A 24820-nucleotide genomic window follows, 5' to 3' on the forward strand; every position below is an offset into this window, starting at 1 on the left:
CTGATGGAGCATTTTTATGAGCGAGCAGTGGTACGGCTTGGGGGTAATATGGCTATCATGGCAAACGTTATGTCAGAGATGGGGGCAGAAGAGGTTGTCGTTAATCCAGTGGGTGATGTTGGTTCGATAAGTCCGTTGATATCGGGGGAGGGCGTGGTCTTTCCGGAAGAAAGTGATAATGATGTAAAAAGCACTTTTAAAGGTGCTAAGGAAAAGATCGTCCATTTTGTCTTTGATTTTAAGAAAGGGCTTCGTTTTGAGCTTTTCGGGAAGAATATTACTGTTCCGAGGGAGAACAGATTCATTGCTACTTATGATAATGTGAATACTGAACTCTATATATCTCCTGCTTTTGAAGATTACAGTCGTGAATATGTAAAAGTTGCGAATGGTGCTATCGTTTCAGGTTTTAATCAGCTTCGTTCAGTTTATCCGGATGGTTCTGGTCCTGTTGAGAAGTTTGAAAAGGCCCGGTCTTTGATGAGGGGATGGAAAGTGCTGAATTCGGACCTGCTGGTCCATGCCGAGCTTGGACATTTTTCAACCTCTGAGCTGGCAGTTTTCATATTTACGGAACTTTCGGGTATTGCGGACAGTATTGGGATGAACGAGGATGAAATAGGTATGCTATTTGAGATACATGGCATTCCAGAAGAACGATTCCAGAGAATAGATTCCAGTATTATCGTTGAAGCATGTGTGAAATGTATTCGTGCAACCGGCCTCAAGAAAATGGTTGTCCATACGCGTGATCTCATTGTATCGGTCTTTAGAGATACGGTCTCTTCATGTGATCATGAGATACAGAGTCTGGAATTTGGAATTATGTGTGCTGCATTTTTTGCAGCGACAGGTAAACTTCCGCTTAGGTCCGATCTTGAGGATTCCGTGAGTGAGTTTTCCGTAAGTGAATATGGGGTGGAGCAGGTTGGCAGAGTGAAGAAGTTCATGGGCGGGGATCATGTCCATGTGAACTCTTGTTTAGGGTCAGGTGTGTGTGTGTGTGGAAAATATGGTGGCCTTAATGTTTGTATCTTGCCAACTTTGATCTGTGATGATCCTATCTCTACGGTCGGGTTGGGGGACACGGTCATGGCAGCTACTTTTTTGAGATGGGTAGAACTTTTGAACAGTTAATTATAATATTTTTTTGTACATTTGCTTAAAAATAGGGATGATACTCTTATATATGGAATCTCTCTATTTACATGTATGAGCCAATTGGGAAACAACGTATTTAACGCACTGGGAAGCGATACACGCATTAGGATGCTTGAGCTGCTTAGTGAGGATGAGATGCATATCTCCGAGTTGGCAAGAACGCTAGAGATCTCTGTTCCGGTTGCTGCGAAGCATGTTAAGATATTGGAAGCTGCGAATCTTGTTGAGCGCAGGATATTTGGGAAGACCCATGTGCTGAAACCACATAAGGATAATATCTATATCGCCATGAACTCTTTTGCACCGACAAAGTCATAGAGGTTGAAAAAGGTACTACCCTTCTGGATGCTCTGCGCGGTGTGGCTGCAATAAAGGTGAAAAAGAAGGGCGATAGGGAAGTTATTATCTCTACAGATGGGGATGAAGGCCTCTATGTTTATGAGATAAATGGCGAGTTCTCTGAGAAGTCAGTTCAGAACTGTGTACTTGATGAGGACACAACTATTGAATGGAAGAAACTTGAACCTGTCACTAAGATCAAACTTGATATTCATGTCAAGAAATGATCTTTGAACGCTTATCAATTTTCTTTCTTTTTTGCATTGTTCCTACCTATTATTACATTATTTTACACTGTTCTTTTTTATACGGTTTTTTGCCATTCTTTTAAATAATACTTTCACCTCGCTTGGCTGTCGGTTATATAATTAAGTGCCAATTTATCATCCAATGAGTGCTTATAGACAGAACGAACATCATCGGACCTTATCTGAGAGAATGCAGATCCTCTCTGCAGGTACTAAATATGACAGTTGCAATCAGAGTGCTGTCTGCCATGCTTTTGGTCCCGATGGACGGTGCATACAGCTCTATAAGACACTGTTATCGAATTCCTGTGCAGGGGAGTGTGCCTATTGTCCAAATCGCTGTGAGCGTGAGACTAAAAGGGCATCCCTTGAACCTGAGGAAATTGCAAAGATCACTTGGTCATTTTACAGGAGGAATGCCATCGAGGGTCTGTTTCTGTCTTCCGGCATCATGGGGGATGCAGAGTATACTTCGCAGAAGCAATTAGAGGTGGTGGAGCTGTTGCGTGGTCAGGGGTTTAAAGGCTACATCAATATTCGTGTGATGCCTGGCACTCCGAAATATCTGCTTGAGCAGATCGCAGATCATGCCGATAAATTCGGTGTTAATGCGGAGACTACCAATTCCGTTAATTATTCAGAGATATGTCCGAATTTCGATTATAAGAACGATGTTCTGCAGAGGCTGAAATGGACAAGGGACCTCATTGAGAAGAAAAGAAGTGAATATTGCGGTATGGGAAAAATGGTTGGTGCAAATGACACTCAATTCGTGGTGGGTGCGGTCCCTGAGTCTGACAAAGAGGTCGTGAAGACGGTCAACAAGTTCATGGACAAGTATGCATTGCGAAGACCCTATTTTATGAGCTTCGACCCTGTGCCTGATACTCCCCTTGAGAATGGGGCCCCTTCGCCGAAATGGCGTGAGCAGAGGTTGTATCAGATGTCCTTTCTTTTAAAGGACTATGGTCTCATGTCAAGCGATTTCGATGAGATCTACGATGAGTATGGGTATCTCTCAAATGCTGACCCGAAGGAAGTGCTTGCACGATCGCAACCTGATCGTTTTCCGGTGGATATCAATTCCGCTGAAATGTCCGATCTGCTCCTTGTTCCCGGTATCGGGCCTATAAGCGCTAACCGGATCGTGCGAGCCCGTCCGATAGTTTCCGAGCAGGAACTTTCCCGGGTGGGTGTCGTAGTTTCCCGTGCAAGGTCCTACATTTCGATCAATGGTTCAAGGCAGACGAACCTTTCTTCTTTTATGGGGGCTTGCTCATGATAATAGCTTTTAGGTCCAGTGTAGAGGGTGTGCTGCTTGCATGTTTAGCTTTCAGGGAAGATCCTGGTTCTGAACTGATATTTGCGAGCGATGTGGGGGAGCTTAAGGGGAAACTCGATCTTTCAGGTATCGAGGGTGAGATCAATATGGTAGGTTTTGATCCTTCTTATCGGTCCGAGTCCTTATCCAAGGAGATATTCGGAAAAAGTAAACCTCGTATGGCAAGGTTCGACCCCGATCCTCTACGGTACGTAGATCTTCTTCTAAGGCACAAGGAGTGTGATCCTGCTGGGCTTGTGCGACTGTTGGTTTCTTGTAATGGCGATACTGATGGACTTTATTCAGGGAAGGGCAAGATCGCAAAACGGTATTATAATTATATGCGCGAGGTTGGCAAGGCATACGAGAGGTTGTGTATGTTCGCACGACCGGAGCTTAAAGGTGGCATACTGTCTGTTGTTATTGATACTCCTCACGATATCGCGGATATGTTCTGCAGGTGGCTTGTCAGGAAAAATCCAGACGTTCCTGTGGCAGTTATCAAAAATGGTTCTGCGTGGGTAGGCAATGGCGATCTTATTGGACTTGATAGGGTTGCAAAGATCACCGCATCCTTTGTGGAAAGCCTTCGGTCAACATCGACATCGGATGATGTGGATGAGCTCTGGGACCTCTACTATAATTCCCAGATGATAGATTCAAGGAGAAATCATGGGCTTGCAAAGAAAATGCAGCCCAAAAGTTCTGCTTCGATGAGCAAGATGTCAAAAAGAGATCGTTATAAGGTTGAAAGGGGCATTGCCGGCTGTACCCTGGATAGTTTTGCATGAATATGGGTGAGAAAATGAATGGGTTACAGGATATTCCGCGTATTGGTGAGAAAATGGCGAAACGCTTTCAGGAGCATTTTGGTGGGGAGGATAGGGCAATGGATGCTATTTTAAGCGGTGACATCGCAAGTATTTCCGAAGTTGAAGGAGTAGGGCAAAGATATGCTATTTCTCTGGTACACGAAGTGCGTGCACAGTTCGAAGGTGTTAGTATGGAAGATTTCCTTAAGACAAAGGAAGCTTCGGATATCTATGAGAGGCTCCTGGATATCATCAAGCAGTTCACACATACAAGATATGCGAAGGACAAGCTTCATGTCTACATACCTTATCCTGCAAGCAAAAAGGCACTCATCGAGGATATTAGGAAGGATGTTGCCGGGTATATTAGGACTGCTTGTGTATTGGGGGACAATGAAGAACTGATCTCGCTTCTGTCAAATGTAAAGGCTCTGGATGTCAAATGCGTACCACCGAAAGTTAGGTCCAGGGCAATTCTGACCGCCGATAGCAAGCAGTATGAGGTTGCACGGCAGATGTTCGGGGATCTTCTGGATGTCCAGTTCGTGAAGGGTGCGGGGGAGTTCGTTGATACTGCAAGGGGGTATTCCCATGTTGTTGCTGCTGATGACAAGTGCATGGCCTTTGACCTTCCTGAAGATGTTGATCCTGAGTTCATTCCTGATATTCGCAAAGCAAATATGTGGCAGATAGTGCCGGAGAAGGAGATCTACTTCTTTGCGAGGAATCTTAATACGCTTGAATGCTGTATCCAAATGGTTGAGATATTACGCTGTTCAGGTATATGTTCCCTTGAAGATATTGCGGACGATGATATTGAAAGATTAAAGCAGACCCTTTCTCTTATAGATGGGGATGGGGATGTCAGGGAGGGTTCTGATAATAGTATCGATCGCCTTATGATGATCTCCAGAAATGTCGATAATTGTGTTTCAGAAACCATTACTGCTGCCAATGTCACTCTTAATTCCTGTCTGGAGGAGAGCAAACTTACGCTTAGCGGTCAGGACATGCTTAAGGTGATGAACGGGAAAATGGAGATAAAAGACCTGCTCGAAAAAGAGCTGTTCCATTCTTACAGTTCTGTTATCAAGACCGCAAAAGAGAAGATCGTGGCGGACCTTGCGCTTGAAAGGAATGAGCTGTTGTCCCTTGATTCCTTTTTCTCGGATGAGATCACTCATCCCCTTGAAGTGAAACAGGAATGCCTGTATTCCTTTAAGCAGCAGATAGCAAATCAAGTGGAAAAACTAAAGGTTCGGCACAAATGCAATATTGCGAGGACACTCTCAGAGTTCCATGATGTTGCACAAAGGATGGTTCACGAAGCCCTTGATTTCGATGTGGGTTTTTCTATAGGTTGCTTTGCAAAGGAGTTCGACCTTCATCTTCCTGAGTTCATTGAAGGGACGGGCATTGCGTTCAAGGGTGCATCGAACCTTTTCATAAGAACGAGGCATGGTTCGGTCGTACCTATCGATTATTCAGTAGGCAATACCTCCTATGATCCCGATGGGAATGGCAGTCGAGTTGTCCTTTTGAGTGGTGTCAATTCAGGAGGAAAGACCTCTCTGCTTGAATTGGTGGCACAGTGTGTTATCCTTGCTCACATGGGCTTCCCAACTCCTGCCATGAACATGGAGATAGGTCTTGCGGAAGAGTTCTATCATTTTGGAAAATCCAAAGGTACTCTGGATGCAGGAGCTTTCGAGACCACCCTTGTTGATTTTTCAGTTGTTGCAAACGATTCTTCAAAGCTTGTTCTGGCAGATGAACTGGAATCTATTACTGAGCCGGGAGCTTCTGCAAAGATAATCTCGGGAATACTGGAGGTGCTTTCTGAGAATGATAACGGCATGTCAATTTTTGTGTCCCATTTATCAGAACTGATCCTTGAGAACACCGAATGCAATGTACGTGTTGATGGCATCGAGGCAAGCGGGCTTGATAAGGAACTGAACCTTATAGTTGAAAGGACGCCAAGGTACAATTATGTTGCAAAGAGCACTCCTGAGCTCATAGTCGAGCGTCTGTCAAGAAAGTCAAATGGTCCGGAGCAGGACTTTTATAAAAGATTGCAAAAAAAGTTCAAGTAAGCCGTAATAATACGGCTTTTCCATTTTGTTAGGTTGCTTTAAAGCACACCTTTTGTACTTTTGATGCCTTCGCCTTCAATCTTGACAGCACGGCGGAGGGCGTATGCAAAGGCCTTGAAAAGGGCCTCTATCTTGTGGTGGTCATTGTAACCTGTGACAGTTATGTGCAGGTTCATCTTTGAATTGTCTGTGAGGGACTCAAAGAAGTGTCTCACAAGTTGTGTGTTCATTTCACCGACCCTTGGTGATTCGAACTGAGCATTCATTACGAGATAGGTCCTTCCTCCAAGGTCGAGAACCACATCTGCAAGGGCTTCATCCATTGGGATGCGTGCATCTCCGAATCTGGCGATCCCGTTCTTATCTCCGAGTGCTTCAGAGAGTGCCTGGCCAAGAACTATTGCGGTGTCCTCTATCAGGTGGTGCTCATCAACGATCAGGTCACCGGTGGCTTCGATGGTCAGATCAAAATTTCCGTGTCTTGCAAAAGCGGTAAGCATATGGTCGAAAAAACCGATGCCTGTGTCAATATTCGATGAACCGTTGCCATCCAGCTCGAGTTCCATCCGGATATCCGTCTCTTTTGTCTTACGTGCGATCTTTGCGTTTCTCATGCTGTTCCTCTGCCGTTTTCGATGATCAATTTTCATCACTGATGATATCTATTGCTTCTGTCAGTGTGAACTTTTTCTTGTATAGTGCGCTCCCAACAACAACACCTGCTGCTCCGGTGTTCTTCAGTGTGACAATATCTTCAAGGGTGGTCACACCGCCGGATGCGATCACGGGTATGGTGACAGCATTGACAAGCTCTTCAGTAGGTTTCGGGTCCACTCCATTTAACAGACCTTCGGAGTCAATGTTGGTGAACAGAATGCTTCCAGCGCCCTTCTCTTCAAACTGGCTTCCCATTTCTACTGCTGTATGTTCTGATTCCTTTGTCCATCCTTCGATGGATATCTTTCCGTTCTTTGAATCGAGTGCAACATTTATATGTTCACTTCCAAATTCATCGGAGAGCCTTTTGATAAGTTCGGGATCCTTTAATGCAGCGGTGCTGAGGATAACTTTGTCAATGCCAATATCGAGTAAAGCTGCAGCATCTTCGAAGGAACGTATTCCTCCGCCTACCTGGATGTATATTCCCTGGGGTTTGCATTTCTCGACGATCTTCTTTATAATGGGTGCATTTGTTCTGTTTCCTTCTATTGCACCATCAAGATCGATAAGATGTAGTGTCCTTGCGCCCTGGGAAACCCAGTCAAGGGCGACTTCAACGGGGTCATCGAGGGATATCATCTCGCTTCCGGGTACGCCCTGAACGAGCTGTACACATTTGCCGCCTTTCATATCGACTGCTGGTATCACTTCAAAGCTCATTTTGTCACCTTTAGGGTATCATTCTCTCGATAGGCATTACAAGTATGTCAAAAGCACCTGCAGCTTTAAGCTTTGTAATGGTGGCAAAGATGATGTCTGCGTCCACGACGGCATGTACTGCCACGATATCTTCCTTGGATTCGACTTTCATTATAGTTGGTCCTGCAAGTCCGGGAAGCACTTCCTTTAAATCATCGACCACTGTGGTTGGAGCGTTCATCATTAAGTATCGCTTTGCTTTGGCATGCATTACGCTCTCAAGGGCTGTTTTGATGTGTTCTATCTTCTCTTCCGTTTTTGCCGTTTCGTGATTTGCGATCAGATATATGGATGATGAGAACACTTTTTCGATTACCTTGAGATGGTTCATCACAAGTGTCGTTCCTGAACTGGAAATGTCCACAATGGCATCTGCAATGCCAACATGTGGTGTCATTTCGCATGCACCGCTGACCTTTACTACATCAATGTTTATCCCGAGGTTCTTGAAATACCTTGCAGTGATGCCGGGGAACTCAGTTGCTACACGCATTCCTTCAAGGTCATTTGCCGATGAGATGTCTGATTCTTCAGGTACTGCAAGTACAAGGTCTGCTCCTCCATATTTGAGGTCAAGGAGCATCTCTACATCTGACTCGGTCTCAGAGATAAGGTCCAGTCCGGTGATGCCGACATCTGCCGCCCCATCCTGAACATATTCCGGAATGTCGGCTGCTCTTGCGAACAGGAATGTGATCTCCGGATCGTTTGTTTTTGCAAACAGCTTTCTGTTGGAACCACCAAGTACGGGAAGTCCTGCTTCCTTGAACATCTGTATGGTGGGCTCGTGTAATCTTCCTTTGTTAGGTATTGCAATACGTATCATATGAAGTCCTTCTCACAGAACGGGTTTAGTTGTATTTTGTTCTATCTATTATAGAACTGTTCTTGGGTCTATGTCTTGAAACACATTTATCCTTTATAAGTATTGCATGGTAGCATTGAGAATGTTTACGATCATTTCCATCCTTTTTCATCATCTACTCTTATTACTGAAGGTTATGAATGTGCACATGAGTAGTAATGATTATATATAAATTGTTCATCTTATAGATTGAATCCAACCGACATGTGGTTTTCACATTTCTATCTGATTTATCAAATTTATCAAAAAGAGGCTAAATATGATCCGAAATATCAAAGTCGAACATCTCCATGAGACTCCTATAGAAAAACAGGAGACCGAGCTTGTTGAAAGGAAAGGTATAGGTCATCCGGACAGTATCAGTGATGGTCTCGCAGAAGCTGTGAGCCGTGCTCTTTGTAAAGAATACATTGACAAGTGTGGAGCTATCCTTCACCACAACACAGATGAGACCCAGATCGTTGCAGGAAGGTCCAGGCCGGAATTCGGAGGCGGTGAGGTCCTCAAGCCTATTTACACTCTTCTTGTCGGAAGGGCTACCATGGAATTCGATGGTATGGAGATCCCTGCAGAGGCAGTTGCCCTTCAGGCTGCACGCGAATATGTTCGCAATACCATTCCCGGTATGGACCTTGAGCGCGATATGATCATTGATTGCAAGCTTGGGACGGGCTCTTCTGACCTCAGGGATGTTTTCACCAGGGATCATATTCCAATGGCGAACGATACCTCATTCGGTGTGGGCCATGCTCCTTTCTCTGAACTTGAACAGGTCGTCTACAACACCGAGAGGCAGCTTTTGACAGACCTTAAGAAAAAGAAGATCCCTGGAATCGGGGAAGATATAAAGGTCATGGGTCTCAGGGATAATAATGATATCTCTCTTACCATCTGTTGTGGTATGGTAGGCAGGCACATCGATGACATGGACCACTACATAAATGCAAAGGAAGAGATGACCGAGTACGTTCTTGATCTTGCTACCAAGTACACTGACAGGACAGTTTCAGCCCGCATCAATGCTGCTGATAAGGTCGATGGTGGCTGTGACTGCGTTTTCCTTACCGTTACAGGTACATCTGCTGAAATGGGTGATGATGGTTCAGTAGGTCGTGGGAACAGAAGCAACGGTCTTATCACTCCAAGCAGGCCAATGAGCATGGAAGCAACAAGCGGTAAGAATCCTATCAACCACATTGGTAAGATCTACAACCTGCTTTCTACACAGATGGCAAGGGACGTTGTAAGTGCTGTTGATGAAGTAAGCGATGTCCATATCAAGCTTCTCTCTCAGATCGGAATGCCTATCGATCAGCCACTCGTGGCAAGTGCACAGGTCATCCCTGAAGATGGTGCGAACTTTGCTGCCATCAGGTCTGAAGCAGAAGTGGTCATTGACGACTGGCTTGAGAACATCACCAAGATCACTGACATGGTGGTCAAAGGCGAACTTGATACTTTCTAATTCCGATATATCTGTATATATTGGATCATGCGGGTGTCAGCAAGATCGATCTTCGATCCAAGCTGCCCCATTTTTTCCTTTTGTTCCGCTCTTTCTGTTCTTTTTCTAATATTCTCTCTATTCTTCCTTCACAACTTCATCCGTAATTTCTAATTGCATCTGTTCCTTGTTCATTTTGATCGTCATTATGTTCATATTTGTCTCTTTCATGGGCAATGCGGCGAAAAGAATAAATATCATTATGGCTATGGCGGGGTGTATCGGTCATCCATATCCGGATTCTCCTTTGAGTGATGCTATCATTGATTCTGCGATCTCTGCGACTTCATTTGTAGGATTTCTTTCAAAGATCAAGTGAGTGAGGGATCTTCATGAAAGTCCTTTGTGGGTATAATGTCAACATCGATGCTGTGTACACGATAACCGGGGAGGATATCTCAGATCTTTTGAAGATGGTGGATAAGGATGAATTGCTTGAGAAGATATACGATGGTCCGGGTGAGATAAGATCGATCACCGATCTTGTTGCAGGACTGGTCCTTCACATGCAGAAAGGCACAGGTGCCGAATGGTTCATTTATTCGGATGATGTTTTTCATTTCCTGAAAAGCCGTTATTATGAGAAGAGTGAGATACGGCTTGGCGGTAATATGGGAATAATGGCAAACGTCATGTCTCACATGGGTGCAGACCAGGTCGTTATGAATGCAGTTGGTGACATCAATTCGATAAAGGCATTGATGTCAGGCGGGAACATAATCTTTTCAGGAGAGTCTGTTCCACAGGATACTTCAACCTCCAAAGATGCAAATGAGATCATCCATTTTGTTTTTGATTTTAGCAGTGGAACACGATTCAATGTTTTTGGCACAGAGGTGATGGTACCCAGAGAAAACCGTTTCATTGCAACTTATGATGATATCAATACGGAACTTACGATCACTCCTGAATTCGAAGAATACAGCCGTGAGCATGTGACCGAGATGGATGGGGCGATCATTTCAGGCTTCAATCAGCTGCAGAAATGCTATCCTGACGGTTCCGGGTATCTTGAGCGTTTTGAAAAGGCACATTCACAATTAAAGGACTGGAAAGCACGCAATCCATATCTGCCGATCCATGTTGAGTTGGGACATTTCATGAGTGTGGATATGGGTGTTTCCATTTTCACCGAACTTGCCGGTACTGTGGATAGTATCGGAATGAACGAGGATGAACTGGTAATGCTCACTGAATTGCATGGTGTTCCTTCGGACATGATACGAAAAATGGATTCCTGCGCAATTATGGATGCCTGTGTGAAGTGTGCTTCATCCACCGGCCTGAAGAAGATCGTCCTGCATACCCGTGATTTTATGATGAGCATTTTTACTGAAGGAGCTTCCAGGCCGCGTCTTGAAATGCAGAGCATGTAGTTTGGTGTGAAGTGTGCGGCAGCTTTTGCAGCATCAGGAAGACTGCCTGAGCGATTACAACTTGAGGAATCGGTAACTGGTCTTGCCAGAAGTGAAGAAGGGATAAGGCAGGTAAGTAAATTGCAGGATCTTATTGGTGGCGAACATTTTGAGGGCGGTGTATGTGGGGAGTACAGGGACTTTTCGGTGTGTATCCTGCCGACCATCATCTGTGAAAAGCCGGTGTCCACTGTGGGGCTTGGGGATACTGTGTCTTCAGCTACTTTTTTGAGGTGGCTGGAGATCGGGACAAATGAGGGGGAATAATGACTCGCAGCCAATCTGAAAAACTTGGAAATGTTATACCTGCCCCTTCAATTGAATCATCGATCTACTTCACATAGTGTTCTATTCTTGAGAAACTATCTAAATCGTTAAACTCTGCAATGATGTGATGGCTGTTCCATCGTGAGTAACCCTGAAAATTGAGTTAATCTCCTCTCTATCTATGTAATTCTTTAAGAAATTGTTTGTTATTAAATAAACGATTGCATACATTCAAATAATACAACATTTATTGCAATTTATTATATATAAAAAAGCTATATTCATAATTATATTATCCATTGTACAAACATATAATCGATAAAATTAATTTAAGTTACCCTTCATATTAATATACATAACCAATACTACTAATGCGTATGGTCTCATTAGCAAACTATATATTCCATAACATAATCACCATTATTATGATGTGTTGCGTAAAGGCGCATATCTTTGTTAGAAATGGGATTATTGAGAAATAAAATTTGAAGAATAAGGGTAGTAGGGGGATTCCTGAAATCAATTTGCGTCAACATTTACTGATTTCAAGATTCCACTACCATTGTTCATATTCTTTATTTCTCATTAATAAAGTTTCCCACAAAAAGTTGATGAAAGTCCTGTTTTGGATTTCCGTTGACGATAACATAGACTATCTATGGAGGAAATAATAAAATGAACATAAAATCTTTAGGGCTAGCCCTCGCTACAATGTTAGTGCTGAGTTTGCTAGCAACCGGAGCATCTGCTTCTGACTGGCCGACATTCCAAAAGAATAACTACAACAATGGTGTCACAAGTGAGGACATTCCAGATGACTTCACTCCATCCCCAAGTGATACCTGGACTTTTACAGGAGCCAGTGGTGGATGGCTTGGATGGGAATCCGCTCCAATTATTGGTGACGGTATCACGTACAATGTGTATTACAATGGTGATATCTATGCAATAGGTCTGACGAATGGTACACAGGTATGGTGCAACGATGAGCTTGGAGGTTCAGGAAACTTTGAACTTAGCGTACCCGCATACGATGATGCACAAAAGCGTCTATATGTAGGTCTTTCAAGTGGTAACGCCTCTACATCTACGGGAATCCATGCACTTCATTCCGGTAACGGTACTGCGATCTGGTCAAACACCAGCAGTACAGAATTCCCAAGTAGTCACCAGTTGAACACTCCAATAAAGTACGATTCCGGTCAGGACGCCATCTACTTCGGATCCACACACATGAGTGGGACGTACACAACCGATGATGGTTATTTCTACTGCGTGGATGCAGATACAGGTGTTGTTAACTGGAAATATGATAATGACTGCGGGTTCTACTTTACATCCCCTGCAATTATCGGAAACTATGTAGTAGTAGGCGATGATGACGGTACTGTGCGGGTATTCGATCTGGATGATGGCGATGTGGTAGATTCCATAGAGACTTCAAGCATACAGGCAGGTGCTGGTAGCATACGTTCAGGTATTGTTTATGATGATGGTACCATTTACTACACCACCACAGAAGGCTATCTGATAGCAATCGGTTTCAACTCAGCAACCGGAGACCTTGATGGTAATGACACTGATTCTGAAACCACAGGCGCAAGAACTACCACAACACCAGCTGTTACGTCTGACTATGTTTACGTGGGCACTGATGGTTCTGCTGTAAAGGCCTATGAAAGGAGCACTTTGACGTGTCTGGATACATGTAACACAAACGGGCCGGTGAAAGCATCACCTGTTGTCACCACATACCCAAGTGGGGAAGAGAGGGTATATGTAACTACAAATACCGCTTCTGGAAGGCTCTATGCCTGCACATTTGATACCACTGATGAAGAATTTAGCGGTAGCCCCTACTGGGGACCTACTGGTTCTTCATATACATTACAAGGTATCGCCTTTGCTGACAGCTGGCTGGTTTACGGTAACGACAACAAGAAAATATTTGGATTAACAGAATAAAGGCTCTGTTTTTGAAGGTAATCTTTTTGAGATTGCCTTCTTTTCCTTCGTTTTTGAAATAAAGGCAAGGATCAAATGCGTTTTTCCTTAACCTTAATGCCAGTATACATTATTCTTTTCCATAAATTTAAGTATCTTGAACTTATGCCCATTCCATGTCCTGTGATTGTTGACTAAACTTATACTGCTTTGGAACTGTGAGGCTAAAACATAACCAAACAGATCTAATATTTAATTTTGATTCTATTATTTCAACCCAATTTTCCTCATGGAGTCTTATGCTACCTAAAATTACTATCTTATTATATGAAAGCGAACTCATTCAAAAAAGATGAGTGGAGCTATTTTATTCGATTTCCGATATCAGCCCTGTTATTTTTGAACTAATACGCGTTATCCAAAAACACATTCTTAAGTATCGAAGCATCAATGATCTCCCTTACAGATCACTAAGGGCGATCGCCCGTGATCGATCTATACAAGTTGTGATGGCTAGGTATGATCTTCGAAAACAATCCAAAATTGTCAGTTTATTCCTTTGGAGTAGATACTGCGGATACCTTCTGGTCTAATACTGGATCAACGATCCGGACGGCGCAGATCACTAGTGAATAAATCCGAATAGATACTCGGTAAACGGGTATTTATTACTTCTTTTTTTGGGAAACAGATCAGTCAGACTCGCAAATGACAAAAAGAAGTTATATTGCAGGTTTGACAGCTAAAATTAATAACTGTTCTTAGTTATGTTGATTCGATCAAAAATGTAACGACATATACCACAATTCCTAACAATAATATCTTCTTTCCGATTGGAACTATCCTGACCGTTGAAAAATTCTATGATGCCATTGATTTTCTCATTGTTTTTGATAAACAAAAAAAACATGATATTGGCATCAAGAAGATATTGAAAGCTCTTGTAAGCTATAAGCTCACAGACAATTTTAGCACCAAAAAATATCAATAAAGGCGTTATAAGATCATCACAGATTTTGAGGTCAAAGCGGGGTATTCATGATAATTTAAATGAATTTATTGAAACGGTTTAATATGATCGCCTGACAAAAAAGTTGAAATTTTGAGCAAAAGAGAAAACATTCTCTTTGAGTAAGTTAAAACTGTCAAAGTAGGTTGTAACTATGACAATATAAAAAAGAAAAGATAGCAGCAAAATATGGTTATTGCTGCCATAAACCCCTATCAGGATATCAACCAGTTATGCACAAGATTCTGCAATCGTTCTGTTGATATAATTGAACCAGTAACCGGTGCCGGCTCATCAGTAAGCCAGTGGTGAACAGCTTCCTGTAGCTCGGAGGTGGTTATGGCCTCGCCTTCCTCTGAAATAGGATCATCCCAGAAATTCCATTCAGCAAGCCCGAAAAGGTAGCCGTGGTCGTTACCATAGAATATGCGACCGTCCTTGATGGTCACACCAGGAAGGGTGTATTCATTATGCTCCGTTTGTGGCTGGTATGTCCATTGGAGTTCGGCTTCAGTGTTGCCAGTATAATCCTTCAGGCAGTACGCTGTTCCGTTCAGGATGTTAGTGGTAAAGTAAATATAAACCTCTCCATCCCCGTCATCGTAGGCTGTGGATATTACAGGAGATGCCTGTACGCCACCGTTTGGAGTGTAGTTCCATACCTGTGTCAGGTCTTCTGCATTGAGACAATAAAGCTCACCATGTCCGGTGAATGTGCCGGTACCTACGTACACCCGGCCATTATATAATGTGGGGGTGGACGTGCTTTTGCCGATGTCAAATTTATGGGCATCCGAAGTGTCAAAAGTACCATCTGCCTTGAATCCGATGGAGATACAGTATCCATCTTCTGTTGCAGTATACAGACGTTTTGATAGGGGGTCATACATGACCGATGCCCTTATTTCATTCCTTGCGACTCCTATGCCGAGCAGATCTGCCATATCTACTTCATCAACTGTGGTTCCGTCATATTTGTCTACAGATGTCATGTGCATGGCATCATCAGGGTATACAAGGTATTGTCCGATGATAGCAGCGCCTGCTCTGTAATAGCCCACCTTTGTTGATGAGTTGCGAGTCCAGCGTTCGGTACCATCTTCATTATAGCAGTAATATTTGCGGTCATCATCACCATAGCTTAACCATTCTCCGAAATAGATCCTGCCGTCATCATAGGTAACAGGAGTATTTATCTGACATATGCTGGGATCTTCAGTATTGATGCTGTCATTCCAGAGCTCGGTTCCGGTGATAGCGTCAAATGCATAAACATGACCAAAAGCCGTGGCAAACAACTTTCCGTTGCCATATGCAGGAGCACCCAGTGGTGCTGTTGGTCCTGTTTCGATCTCACCTGTCCATGCTATTTCTCCTGTATTCCTATCAACTGCATAGACTGCTCCCTGGGTAACTGAATACACAAGGTCGCCTACAACAAGGGACACTGTGTCTATTCCATAGGCCATTGGAACTCCATAGGTATAGGTGGCCCACGATTCCGTCACGTCGGGTTTCTGGATGGGACCTCTGTCAGATGTTACTCCGTTGTTGTATAGGCCGCCCTGGAACTGTTCCCAGTCTGTGGAAGTGAAAACGGGGATCCCTACTATGGTTACCTGTGTGTCCCCTGTCACAGTAATTCCATCAGCATTATCGATATCCACCCAGGAACCGGATACATCATAGGTACCTGGCTGTTCGGGATCACCAATTGTCATTGTGTAGTTGATATAATATATCCCTGCAGGAATTGGAGTAAAGCCTCCACTCCATTCGTACAACCCCGGCATTCCATCTACATATTGGATAAAAACCGGGTCAGCGTCTATATTACTGATAGTCCAGTCCGGCATGTTCTCGGCAAACTGGTAATTTTCAGATAGTGTTCCCACAGTTGCATCGCCGTTTGCTATCTCTATTTCTACGACCACATCAAACGATCCGCCGGCATTATCAATGCTCAGGGGAGATATCGTCCTTGTCAAAGAAACATCTGCCGCCGCCGCAGGCAGGCAACAGGAGATACAAAGGAAAAGCATCAGTAATACTAAAAAAAATGTTGATCTATAATTCATCTTCATATATCGCACCTATTCTTTTGAATAAACTACTTTGTATAATGCTTCAATGCATATGTGTGATATTATATGATAACATTCATTAATGTTTTGGGTAATCCCCCTCTTTTCCCGAGAGCATGGCCAGTACAATTATTGAAACTAAAACCCATGTTGCGTTAAGTGCCGGAATTTCCTGTTTTTCCTGGGGAGCGTCGTTCACCGGACTTTCGGAAGATGCAGACGTTGAAATGGATTGCACGTCATTTTCCACATTCTCGCTATTATTGTTATCCTGCACTTCAGATACCGGATCTTCCGGAATTGATGATCCGTTGCTTTCAGGAACGAACTGTGTTTCGGAAGGAGCAGGAGCCCAGGCAGTTGTTTCTTCATCAGCCATTGCTGCGCCATCTACCGTTATGGTATCTTTCCCTGCAACTTCAAGGCTCTGCGGATGGTCTGCATCGATCCAGTAGCCATCGATAGCATAGGTTCCTTCAACATCACCTTCAGGGACTGTCATCGTATAGCTAATGTAATATGTGCCTTCAGGGATCTCATCCATTCCACGGCTCCATTCGTACCTTCCCGGGAGACCATCTACGAAATCCACAAAGACAGGATCAGCGTTTACATTGCTGATGGTCCATTCTTTCATGCTTTCAGGGGCCATGTATTCCTCTGTAAGCGTACCGAGAAATGAGCTGCCTCCTGAAACCACGATCTCAACGGTGACATCAAAAGATCCACCTGCAGAAATGCTGACGGGTGTAATGGTCCGGCTGGCGGTTATATCAGGAGTTGCAGCAGAGATCGGAACTGAAATGATTGTAAGTGTGATCAACAGTATAATAAAAGAAATGTATTTCATTATTTCACCAGAATATTTCCAAAAAAAAAGTAGAATAAATACCCGGTTAAGCCGGGTGTTTATTCAAAATGGTTTACCAGATTATGCGTCTGCACCTTCAGTACATGGCAGATCATTGAGCCAGTAGTAGACCAGCATCTGCAATCTGTCGGTTGTAACAGTTGCACCGGTAATAGGTGTTGGGAGATCGTTCAACCAGCAGTTGACAGCAGATTGCAGTTCAGCTGTGGTAATGAGGTCTCCACCTTCGGAGTCAATATCGTTCCATGGGTTCCAGTCAGCATCTGAGACCTTGACAAGTTCCTCGCCAACTACTGGAATGTCGTTTACATCCGCACCATCTACAAACACAGAGGATGTACCTACAAGATAATAATCATCTGCAAGTGCATCTTCGTCCAGTGTAAGCGTGTATTCAATGGTCCTTACTTCGCCTGTGGTTAAGGCTTCAGCCCATACCCATTCAAAGCGTGTATCGTCTGTAAGGTTAGCCTTGAAAATGGATCCGTCGTTGTTGGATGGGGTGATAGACCAGTTTGCTGGAATGACCTCTTCAAGAGAAAGTGAATCTATATCCTCTCTTGCTTCAAGGGTTACAGTTACCTTTGTAGATGTCTGACCCATGCTGAGCAAGCCCTGGTAGAAGTTCTGGCTTGCAATGTCTCTCTGGGCAAGTACAGGGTAACTGACTTCGTTCACATGGATGTGTACAGCATCGCATTCACTCTCTGGTGTATATCCCCAATAGACGAAGCTTACCAAGTCACCATCGACAACAGTATCATTTTCTACATTTCCTACACCGTATGTTGTAGATACACCGTTTACACGGAAGTCCCAAGAGGTCGAGAAGTCAGTTGGTGTGTCGGTGCCTTCAATAGCATCCAAGAAGAAAGAGCCCAGACCTGCATTATACCATGCATCAGACACCATGGTGTTAAGACCGGTTTCGATGAGTGCACCAAAGGCGGTCATGGAGTCGATGTCATATTCATTTGTTGGGTTGTTGTATGGAATGAACTTGTAGGTTTCACCATTCACGAGGTCAACACTACCGTAGTACAGGAAGTCATCCCTGCCAGTGTCCTCTACTGTGATTTCCACTGCATAGAATTGCTCACCTGTCATATAATCAGTATAGGCGAACCTTACCACGTCACCATCAACAACTGTGTCATTTACATTTCCGATACCCCAGTCTGAAGCTACACCGTTGACAGAGAATGCCCAGAAGCCTGTCTCGGTTGGTGGCTCGATGTCTTCAATGTTGTCCAGTGAGAAGCATTCGTAAGTTGGATACCAGGAATCACTGATCTCGAGGTCAAGACCGGTTGCCATAAGTGCAGCCATTGCTGAAAGTGGTGCAATGTTATATTCAGCGGATGCGTTGTTATATGGGTGGAATTCACAGGTCATATCTGATCCGAGTTCAACTGTACCCTGATAAAGGATAACTGCACCGGCAATATTTCCTTCTTCCCATGCACCCATCAATGGGTAGCTGTCATTACCGCTTGCAAGTGCAAAGGCTGTGTCACCGATACCGTCACCGTCTGCGTCGTCACCAGAGTAGGTGTCAAAGTAGTTACCAAGTACGCTGGTGTAGGAGTTGCCCTGGTAAGCGTAACTGATAGCAGATGGGGATTCCCAGCTTACAGTTCCGCTGCTGGTATCAGTCACATAAGGTGCAGAGTTGACAAAATTGTTCATGTATAATGTAGCGTCTGCACTGTTGAAACGGAAGACACCATCAGCTGCTGCACAATTTTCGTATGTGTTTTCCTTGATTACAGTGCTACCACCACGTATGTACATCGGATAAAGGGCTGCTACATCCATCATATGGTTATTACTGAACTCTGCATTCATGTCTTCCCTTAAGTATGCTATATAGTTGGATGAAGCCGTATTCTGGAATGTGTTGCCCGTGACCAATATATCATTCGCATACTGGATTTTCAGGCAAAAATCATCAGTTCGATCTTGGAATATATTATTCCTGATGATAGCTCCACCTATGCCAAGACCAGTGCTGTTATCAATATACAGTTGACCATTGAAAATACAGTTTTCAACCAATACGCTATCAACGAGCATACATTGATCGACACTAGTTACACAGTCCCTTATTGTTATGTTTTCAACGTCATTGAGCTCAAGACCAGAATCAACACCTAACTTAAGCCCCTCAATTATGGCACTGGTTCCAGAATAAGTAATATTTCCAGTTAAACCCACAACAGAATCTACTATGTCTATATTCTGAAGTTCCACAACGTCTGAACCGTCACCGATTATGTGTACAGAATCAGGTATTAGTACTGCAGCAGAGCCGACATAGGTTCCTGCATGCCAGTAGATGGTTGAACCGGCAGGTGCTGTCTCGATGATTGTTTTGAAATCATCTCCAGGGTAGATGTGCAGGTCACCGAGTTCTACTGTAACATCCATGTCGCCTGTGGTGGTAACTCCCGGTGTGGGGTGGTCTGTATCCTTGTAATCACCTGTAATGCTATAAGCACCCACAGCTTCGTCAGAAGGCACTGTCATGTTGTATGATATCTGATAGGTTCCAAGAGGAATTGCATTCATTCCGGTACCCCATTGGTACTGGCCTGGAGTACCATCTACGTATATTCCAAAGACAGAATCAGCGATTATATTGCTGATTGTCCAATCGGTCTCTGTATATGTTTCCGTTACTGTTGCCAGATTACTGCCACCCAACGTACCTGTGACTTCAATGTCAAGCACCACTTCAAAAGACTCACCTGTGCCTACAGTAGTACTGGGTGTGATTGTTCTGCTAACCGTTACATCATGTGCGGATGCAGCGCCTACAAGCGCTAACATCAGCACCAGAATCAGACTTATCATGATTCCATTTTTTAGTATGTTTTTATTCATATTCGTACTCCAATTTTTATTTTGGTCTGTTATCAGGCAGCAATGTAGCATTGTTGCCTTGCTGTAGTCCTTGCATTGGTTTACTGAATCTCCAGGCGAATCTCACAGTTTTCGACTCAATATGAAATTACATTTAGAGATCATACTTTCACCAACACCAATTTTGTATCGAAAAAATATTAGATAAATCCGCATCCGTTCGACTCAAATGTGTAAGTCTTTTATGTACTTAAAAGTATTGTTTTAGATAAATAACATTAGTCAAATGGATTACATAATCAACAAATCAAAATTTTAAACAACGCTACTTCAGCTTTTTTATCAGTAACACATCATAAGCATCTACTGTTCACTCTTTAGAAATATGTTGGATCCTGATTATGTTGAAAATTGTTTCAATGAATGGTGTGACATGAAAAGCTAGCCCTATGATTCCGTTTTAGCTGCTATGTGTGATACATATAAGTGAATTCATAGGTGTACCGAAAAGGAAGTTACCCCTAAAAACCACTATCTCCACGGTGACATCAAAGGATCTACCTGCAGGGATGCTGTCGGGTGTAATGGTCCGGATGGCGGTTATATCGGGTGTTGCAGCAGAGATAGGAACTGAAATGATTGTAAGTGTGATCAACAGTATAATAAAAGAAATGTATTTCATTTTTTCACCAGAATATTTCCAAAAAAAAGTAGAATAAATACCCGGTTAAGCCGGGTATTTATTCAAAATGTTTTAAGGCGTAAGTCCTTACATCTGTTCAGTGAACCTCCAAGCATTGTACATGTCAATGACAGAGCCTATAGGAATCAGTTCTCCGCTTGGGGCAGGGTCGGTAAATCTCCAGCAGTTATAGGCATCAATGACCTCACCTATGGCAATATATCTGCCATTTGCTGATGGCACGTCGTTCCAGGGGTTCCAGTCACTTCCCAGACAATAGAGGTAGCCTCCGTTTGTGCCGAAGTAAACCTTACCGTCAGAAATGGCAGCACCCTGCAGGACATAGTCAGTATCCGGTGCGTTGTACTCCCAGATAAGCTCACCGTCACCATCAAGACAATACAGTGATCCGTCCATCATTGCCGAGGTGAAGTAGATGCAGGGCTTGTCATAGTAGGTGGAAACCACAGGTGAAGATTTTACACCATTTGGTACGCTGTATGACCACAGTTCAGTGCCAGTGTTGTCGTCCAGACAGATAAGCTCACCTGGATAGCCGTGCTCACCCTGTCCTACATACACCTTTCCGTCATGTATCGCCGGGGTTGATGTGCTGAATATCTGGTCAGAACACCATCCCTGGTTTGAGAACGTTCCGGTCACTGCATCGAAGCCTACCTTCCAGACATAACCCATTGATTGTCCCCTTTCGGAACTGGTATACACATATCCGTCCTGATATACGAGGGAAGACCGGAAGATACCTGGGTCGGTTTTTGCAAATGATATCTCGGAGCTTACATTACTGTCAAGGCTTACCTCGTCCACCAGTGTTCCCGCTTTTCTGTCAAGGCTTATGAGTTTGCCCTCATGTGTGGAGAACATAATGTAATCTCCTACTATAGATGCTCCGTTCCAGATAAACCCGGCACTGTCGGGAATTGCATAGCTCCAGAGTTTGGTGCCCATATCGTCGTAACAATAGTAGTATTTCGTTCCCACTCCCTGTGCAATGCCATCTGCGACATAGATCCTGTGGTCATGATAGGTTACAGGACACTCGAAGCTGTCATCTGTCACATGTACTTCCCACTGGGGAGTTCCAATGGTGGAATTGAATGCATAGAGGTTCCCGCTTTTTGTTGCAACGAAGAGGTTGCCGTCACCATAGGCAGGAATTGAAGACTGCAGGTCAGTAGCATCTCCCGTTTCCCTGTGCCATACAGGGGTTCCGTCGTTCTTGTCATAGGCATACACCACTCCGCTGTTAGCTATCACATAGACCATATCCTCTACAACCACGGGTGTAACGTCGATATTGCCGTTGAACTCATCAGCACTCCATTTCAGGCTGACGGAGCTTTCCGAGAGACCATAATCATCGGTAACGCCGTTCCGGTCGTTGCTGTTCTGGAACTGTGACCAGTCGCTATTCAGCAACACCTCAATAGGGGTTTCAGGCTTCACCTCAATTGCCTGCACCAACTGGTTGTTTGTCTCGTCTTCCTCCGTAACAATATCGCCGGTATCTACGTTCACCGTCAGGTCGACGTTTCCTGCTGTCGTGGACATCCATGTGAATGTGATATCCGCGCTCTGGGCAGGACCCAGGGAAGTTATTGTCTCGGTTGTAAGCACTGTTGTGCCCTCTTTAACCTCAACGGTGAAAGAATCTGCAACCGCGTATCCCACGTTTGCAACCGTGGCCTTCATCTCATAGGACTGGTCCACATAGACTGCAGAGGGTGTGATCTCTGTAGCTTCAAGGTCAGGATCACCACTTAGTGCGGTTACGTAAATGGACATCTCGTTGTTCGTTGTGTCGGTCTCTGTTATAGGATCAGTAGAATAGGATTCCACGGTCATCTCATAATTTCCAGGAGCTGAGGGTGCCCATGTAAAGTCCACGTTCCTGCTGCATCCGCCTCCCAGTACAGAAATGGTATGGCTGTCAACCTCTGTGCCGTTTTCCTTGAGGGATACAGAGACATTGTTAACATTTTTGTTTCCGTCATTTCTTATGGTAGCGGTTATTTCGTTGTCGTAGAACGGATAGGCGTTTTCTGTGGACAAGCTAACATCATCTGTAACGATATCCATCGTCGGGGTTGCAGAGTCATAGGCGTATACGTTTCCGTCCTCTGCTATGGTGTAAATGATGCCGTCGGATATGGCGGGTGTGGCACCCCCGGTCGCCTTCCACAATATGTCACCTGTGTATGCGTCAAGTTCTACCAGATCTGTATATCCTGGCACCATTGCAGAACTTTCGCTCACCTTGCCTGCGAACACTTTGCCATCTGCCACAGCCACGGAAGCGGTCCAGCCGCCGATTTCGTCAGAGGCATCTGTCTCCCATACGATAGATCCGCTGGAGGCATTGATGCAGTATACCTTGTGTTGGATATATCCTGTAGAGACATAGATATTGCCATAGGCGATCGCAGGAGTTGAATCTGTTCTTAATATGGGTGTCTCCCACAGAATGGAACCGTCTGTAATGTCCAGGGCATATACTGCCGAATCACCGTAGAAATTATAGGTTGTGACATATACCACCCCATCCCCTACAGCTGGTGAACCGCAGGCATTGTCTGTAATGCCGGTGGTCCATATCTCCGAACCGTTATCTGCGTAAACACAATAGACGTACCCATCATAGCTGGGAGCATTGTAATCATAACTTGTTAGGAAGACCTTGCCGTCTTTGTAGGCTGCTGTACCCTGAGCCCTGGGACCTTCGAGGCCATTGCCACTGCTCGTGGTGGCAACTGCGAAGCTCCACAACTCATGCCCGTTGGGGTATGTGGTATATTCATCCAGACAGTAATAGTGTCCTCCAGCCCAGTCACTGCAAAAGACCTTCCCATCAGCGATCATTGGACCGCCATTACATGAAGCTTCGCCTGTTGGGTTTGTGAAAGTCCATTCTACATTGCCAGTTGCAGCATTGACACAGGTGGTGTTTCTGCCTGTAGAGGTAAATACCATCCCGTCATGATAGGCAGGCGATGACCAGGACATAAACTGAACCTCGTCCACCGGTGTGGTCCAGAGCACGGCTCCTGTGCTTACATTCAATGCCTTGAGGGAAGTCGATTCCCAGTCGCAATTAACAAAGACCTTGCCTTCGGCAACAACAGGTGTGGCATCAAAGACAGCATCTATGTCACTGCTGGTCCACGAAAGTTCATAAGCTTCCGGAAGTGTTGACTGGTACAGACCGGAATGTGCAGGATCCCTCAGGAACTGTTCCCAGGGATAAGTTGTTGTTTCTTCCGCCATGGCTGGCGAAATGAGCAATACTAAACTCAAAAAAACAATTGGAATTATTATTGTTTTCATTTTTTTATTCATCGATTATAGCCTCCTATATCTCATATTTTTTCATTCAATGTGAAATTACATTTAGAGATCATACCTATCCACCAAAACTAATTTTATATCAAAAGATTCTCATACACGTAGTTAGGCACACGACTTAAAATTGATATCTTTTTATATACTTAAAGGTATTGTTTCAGCTAATTCATTTTAGCAAAACGAATAATACAAGGCATCATAAATAAAATTTTAAACAACTTCACTTCAGCTTTTTCATCAGTCAACGATTTATGACTATATCCTATAACCTTATATCAACCCAATAATTCTAAAAGCACCTATATACTACTCTTCAGAAAAATTTCTTATCCCTTTTATGTTGAAAAATATTTCAACGAATGGATGACAAGAAAACAAGGCATTATAATCTCGTTTTAGCTGCTATGTATGATGCCTATAAATGAACTTATAGGTGCAGGAATAATTTGATAGTTTACTAAATTTATGGCAAAATAACGAAACAAAAATTAGAAAATATTTTTTTAAAATCCAACTAAACCCTTTTCTTATGTCAACGAATGCCATCATATTTAA

The 24820-nt window shown here is 43.9% G+C and carries 17 protein-coding genes and 1 pseudogene; 9 read left to right on the plus strand and 9 right to left on the minus strand.

Features of this window, described 5'->3' with window-relative positions; all coding sequences use genetic code 11:
* The 6 genes from QAS77_RS00810 to QAS77_RS00830 form a co-directional block, all read left to right on the plus strand.
* Nucleotides 1-1137: ADP-dependent glucokinase/phosphofructokinase (locus QAS77_RS00810; protein WP_305063796.1), on the plus strand; the 1137-nt coding region annotated here is incomplete at its 5' end.
* A 75-nt stretch (nucleotides 1138-1212) separates the two neighbouring features.
* On the plus strand, nucleotides 1213-1479 hold the full coding sequence (locus QAS77_RS11540) for an ArsR/SmtB family transcription factor (protein ID WP_331521826.1): 267 nt from the start codon (nucleotides 1213-1215) through the stop codon (nucleotides 1477-1479).
* A 41-nt stretch (nucleotides 1480-1520) separates the two neighbouring features.
* The gene (locus tag QAS77_RS11545; RefSeq protein WP_331521828.1) at nucleotides 1521-1727 is read left to right on the plus strand and encodes a hypothetical protein; all 207 of its coding nucleotides are present in this window, start codon (nucleotides 1521-1523) and stop codon (nucleotides 1725-1727) included.
* 163 nt (nucleotides 1728-1890) lie between these two features.
* Nucleotides 1891-3030, plus strand: a complete 1140-nt coding sequence (locus tag QAS77_RS00820) for a helix-hairpin-helix domain-containing protein (RefSeq protein WP_305063797.1) — start codon at nucleotides 1891-1893, stop codon at nucleotides 3028-3030.
* On the plus strand, nucleotides 3027-3860 hold the full coding sequence (locus tag QAS77_RS00825; protein ID WP_305063798.1) for a DUF4130 domain-containing protein: 834 nt from the start codon (nucleotides 3027-3029) through the stop codon (nucleotides 3858-3860). The genes QAS77_RS00820 and QAS77_RS00825 overlap by 4 nt, the downstream gene beginning before the upstream one ends.
* Nucleotides 3861-3874: 14 nt before the next feature.
* Entirely contained in the window at nucleotides 3875-5977 is a 2103-nt protein-coding gene (locus QAS77_RS00830) for a helix-hairpin-helix domain-containing protein (RefSeq protein WP_305063799.1), read from the plus strand.
* Between the two features lie 38 nt (nucleotides 5978-6015).
* Here the strand turns inward: QAS77_RS00830 and hisB are convergent, their stop codons facing one another.
* The 3 genes from hisB to hisG are packed head-to-tail and all read right to left on the minus strand — an operon-like array spanning nucleotide 6016 to nucleotide 8222.
* Nucleotides 6016-6591 (minus strand): imidazoleglycerol-phosphate dehydratase HisB, encoded by a 576-nt coding sequence (hisB, locus tag QAS77_RS00835; RefSeq protein ID WP_250868527.1) that lies wholly within the window; start codon nucleotides 6589-6591, stop codon nucleotides 6016-6018.
* Nucleotides 6592-6616: 25 nt separating this feature from the next.
* Nucleotides 6617-7357 carry a 1-(5-phosphoribosyl)-5-[(5-phosphoribosylamino)methylideneamino]imidazole-4-carboxamide isomerase gene (gene hisA / locus QAS77_RS00840; RefSeq protein WP_250868526.1) on the minus strand — a complete coding sequence of 247 codons (741 nt, stop codon included), beginning with the start codon at nucleotides 7355-7357 and terminating at the stop codon, nucleotides 6617-6619.
* Nucleotides 7358-7367: 10 nt separating this feature from the next.
* On the minus strand, nucleotides 7368-8222 hold the full coding sequence (gene hisG, locus QAS77_RS00845; RefSeq protein WP_250868525.1) for an ATP phosphoribosyltransferase: 855 nt from the start codon (nucleotides 8220-8222) through the stop codon (nucleotides 7368-7370).
* Nucleotides 8223-8520: 298 nt separating this feature from the next.
* Between hisG and QAS77_RS00850 the strand changes: the two genes are divergently transcribed.
* The gene (locus QAS77_RS00850) at nucleotides 8521-9726 is read left to right on the plus strand and encodes a methionine adenosyltransferase (RefSeq protein WP_305063803.1); all 1206 of its coding nucleotides are present in this window, start codon (nucleotides 8521-8523) and stop codon (nucleotides 9724-9726) included.
* A gap of 117 nt (nucleotides 9727-9843) precedes the next feature.
* Here the strand turns inward: QAS77_RS00850 and QAS77_RS00855 are convergent, their stop codons facing one another.
* Nucleotides 9844-9966, minus strand: coding sequence for a hypothetical protein (locus tag QAS77_RS00855; RefSeq protein ID WP_305063805.1), 123 nt, complete (start codon nucleotides 9964-9966; stop codon nucleotides 9844-9846).
* 131 nt (nucleotides 9967-10097) lie between these two features.
* On the opposite strand from QAS77_RS00855, the pseudogene QAS77_RS00860 reads away from it, so the two are divergent.
* Nucleotides 10098-11447, plus strand: a pseudogene (locus QAS77_RS00860) (ADP-dependent glucokinase/phosphofructokinase).
* A 675-nt stretch (nucleotides 11448-12122) separates the two neighbouring features.
* A complete protein-coding gene (locus QAS77_RS00865) occupies nucleotides 12123-13412 on the plus strand; it encodes an outer membrane protein assembly factor BamB family protein (RefSeq protein ID WP_305063807.1) in 1290 nt (429 codons plus the stop codon).
* 1203 nt (nucleotides 13413-14615) lie between these two features.
* Here the strand turns inward: QAS77_RS00865 and QAS77_RS00870 are convergent.
* The 5 genes from QAS77_RS00870 to QAS77_RS00890 form a co-directional block, all read right to left on the minus strand.
* A complete protein-coding gene (locus QAS77_RS00870; RefSeq protein WP_305063808.1) occupies nucleotides 14616-16484 on the minus strand; it encodes an outer membrane protein assembly factor BamB family protein in 1869 nt (622 codons plus the stop codon).
* Nucleotides 16485-16563: 79 nt separating this feature from the next.
* A complete protein-coding gene (locus QAS77_RS00875) occupies nucleotides 16564-17334 on the minus strand; it encodes a hypothetical protein (RefSeq protein ID WP_305063809.1) in 771 nt (256 codons plus the stop codon).
* An 81-nt stretch (nucleotides 17335-17415) separates the two neighbouring features.
* Nucleotides 17416-20241, minus strand: coding sequence for a NosD domain-containing protein (locus QAS77_RS00880; protein WP_305063811.1), 2826 nt, complete (start codon nucleotides 20239-20241; stop codon nucleotides 17416-17418).
* Between the two features lie 439 nt (nucleotides 20242-20680).
* Complete coding sequence (locus QAS77_RS00885) at nucleotides 20681-20902, minus strand: hypothetical protein (RefSeq protein WP_305063812.1); 222 nt, start codon at nucleotides 20900-20902, stop codon at nucleotides 20681-20683.
* Nucleotides 20903-20989: 87 nt separating this feature from the next.
* Nucleotides 20990-24259 (minus strand): outer membrane protein assembly factor BamB family protein, encoded by a 3270-nt coding sequence (locus tag QAS77_RS00890; RefSeq protein ID WP_305063814.1) that lies wholly within the window; start codon nucleotides 24257-24259, stop codon nucleotides 20990-20992.
* Nucleotides 24260-24820 lie beyond the last annotated feature (561 nt).

The sequence above is a fragment of the Methanococcoides sp. genome (genome assembly GCF_030594565.1).
GTDB classification, from domain to species: Archaea; Halobacteriota; Methanosarcinia; order Methanosarcinales; family Methanosarcinaceae; genus Methanococcoides; species Methanococcoides seepicolus.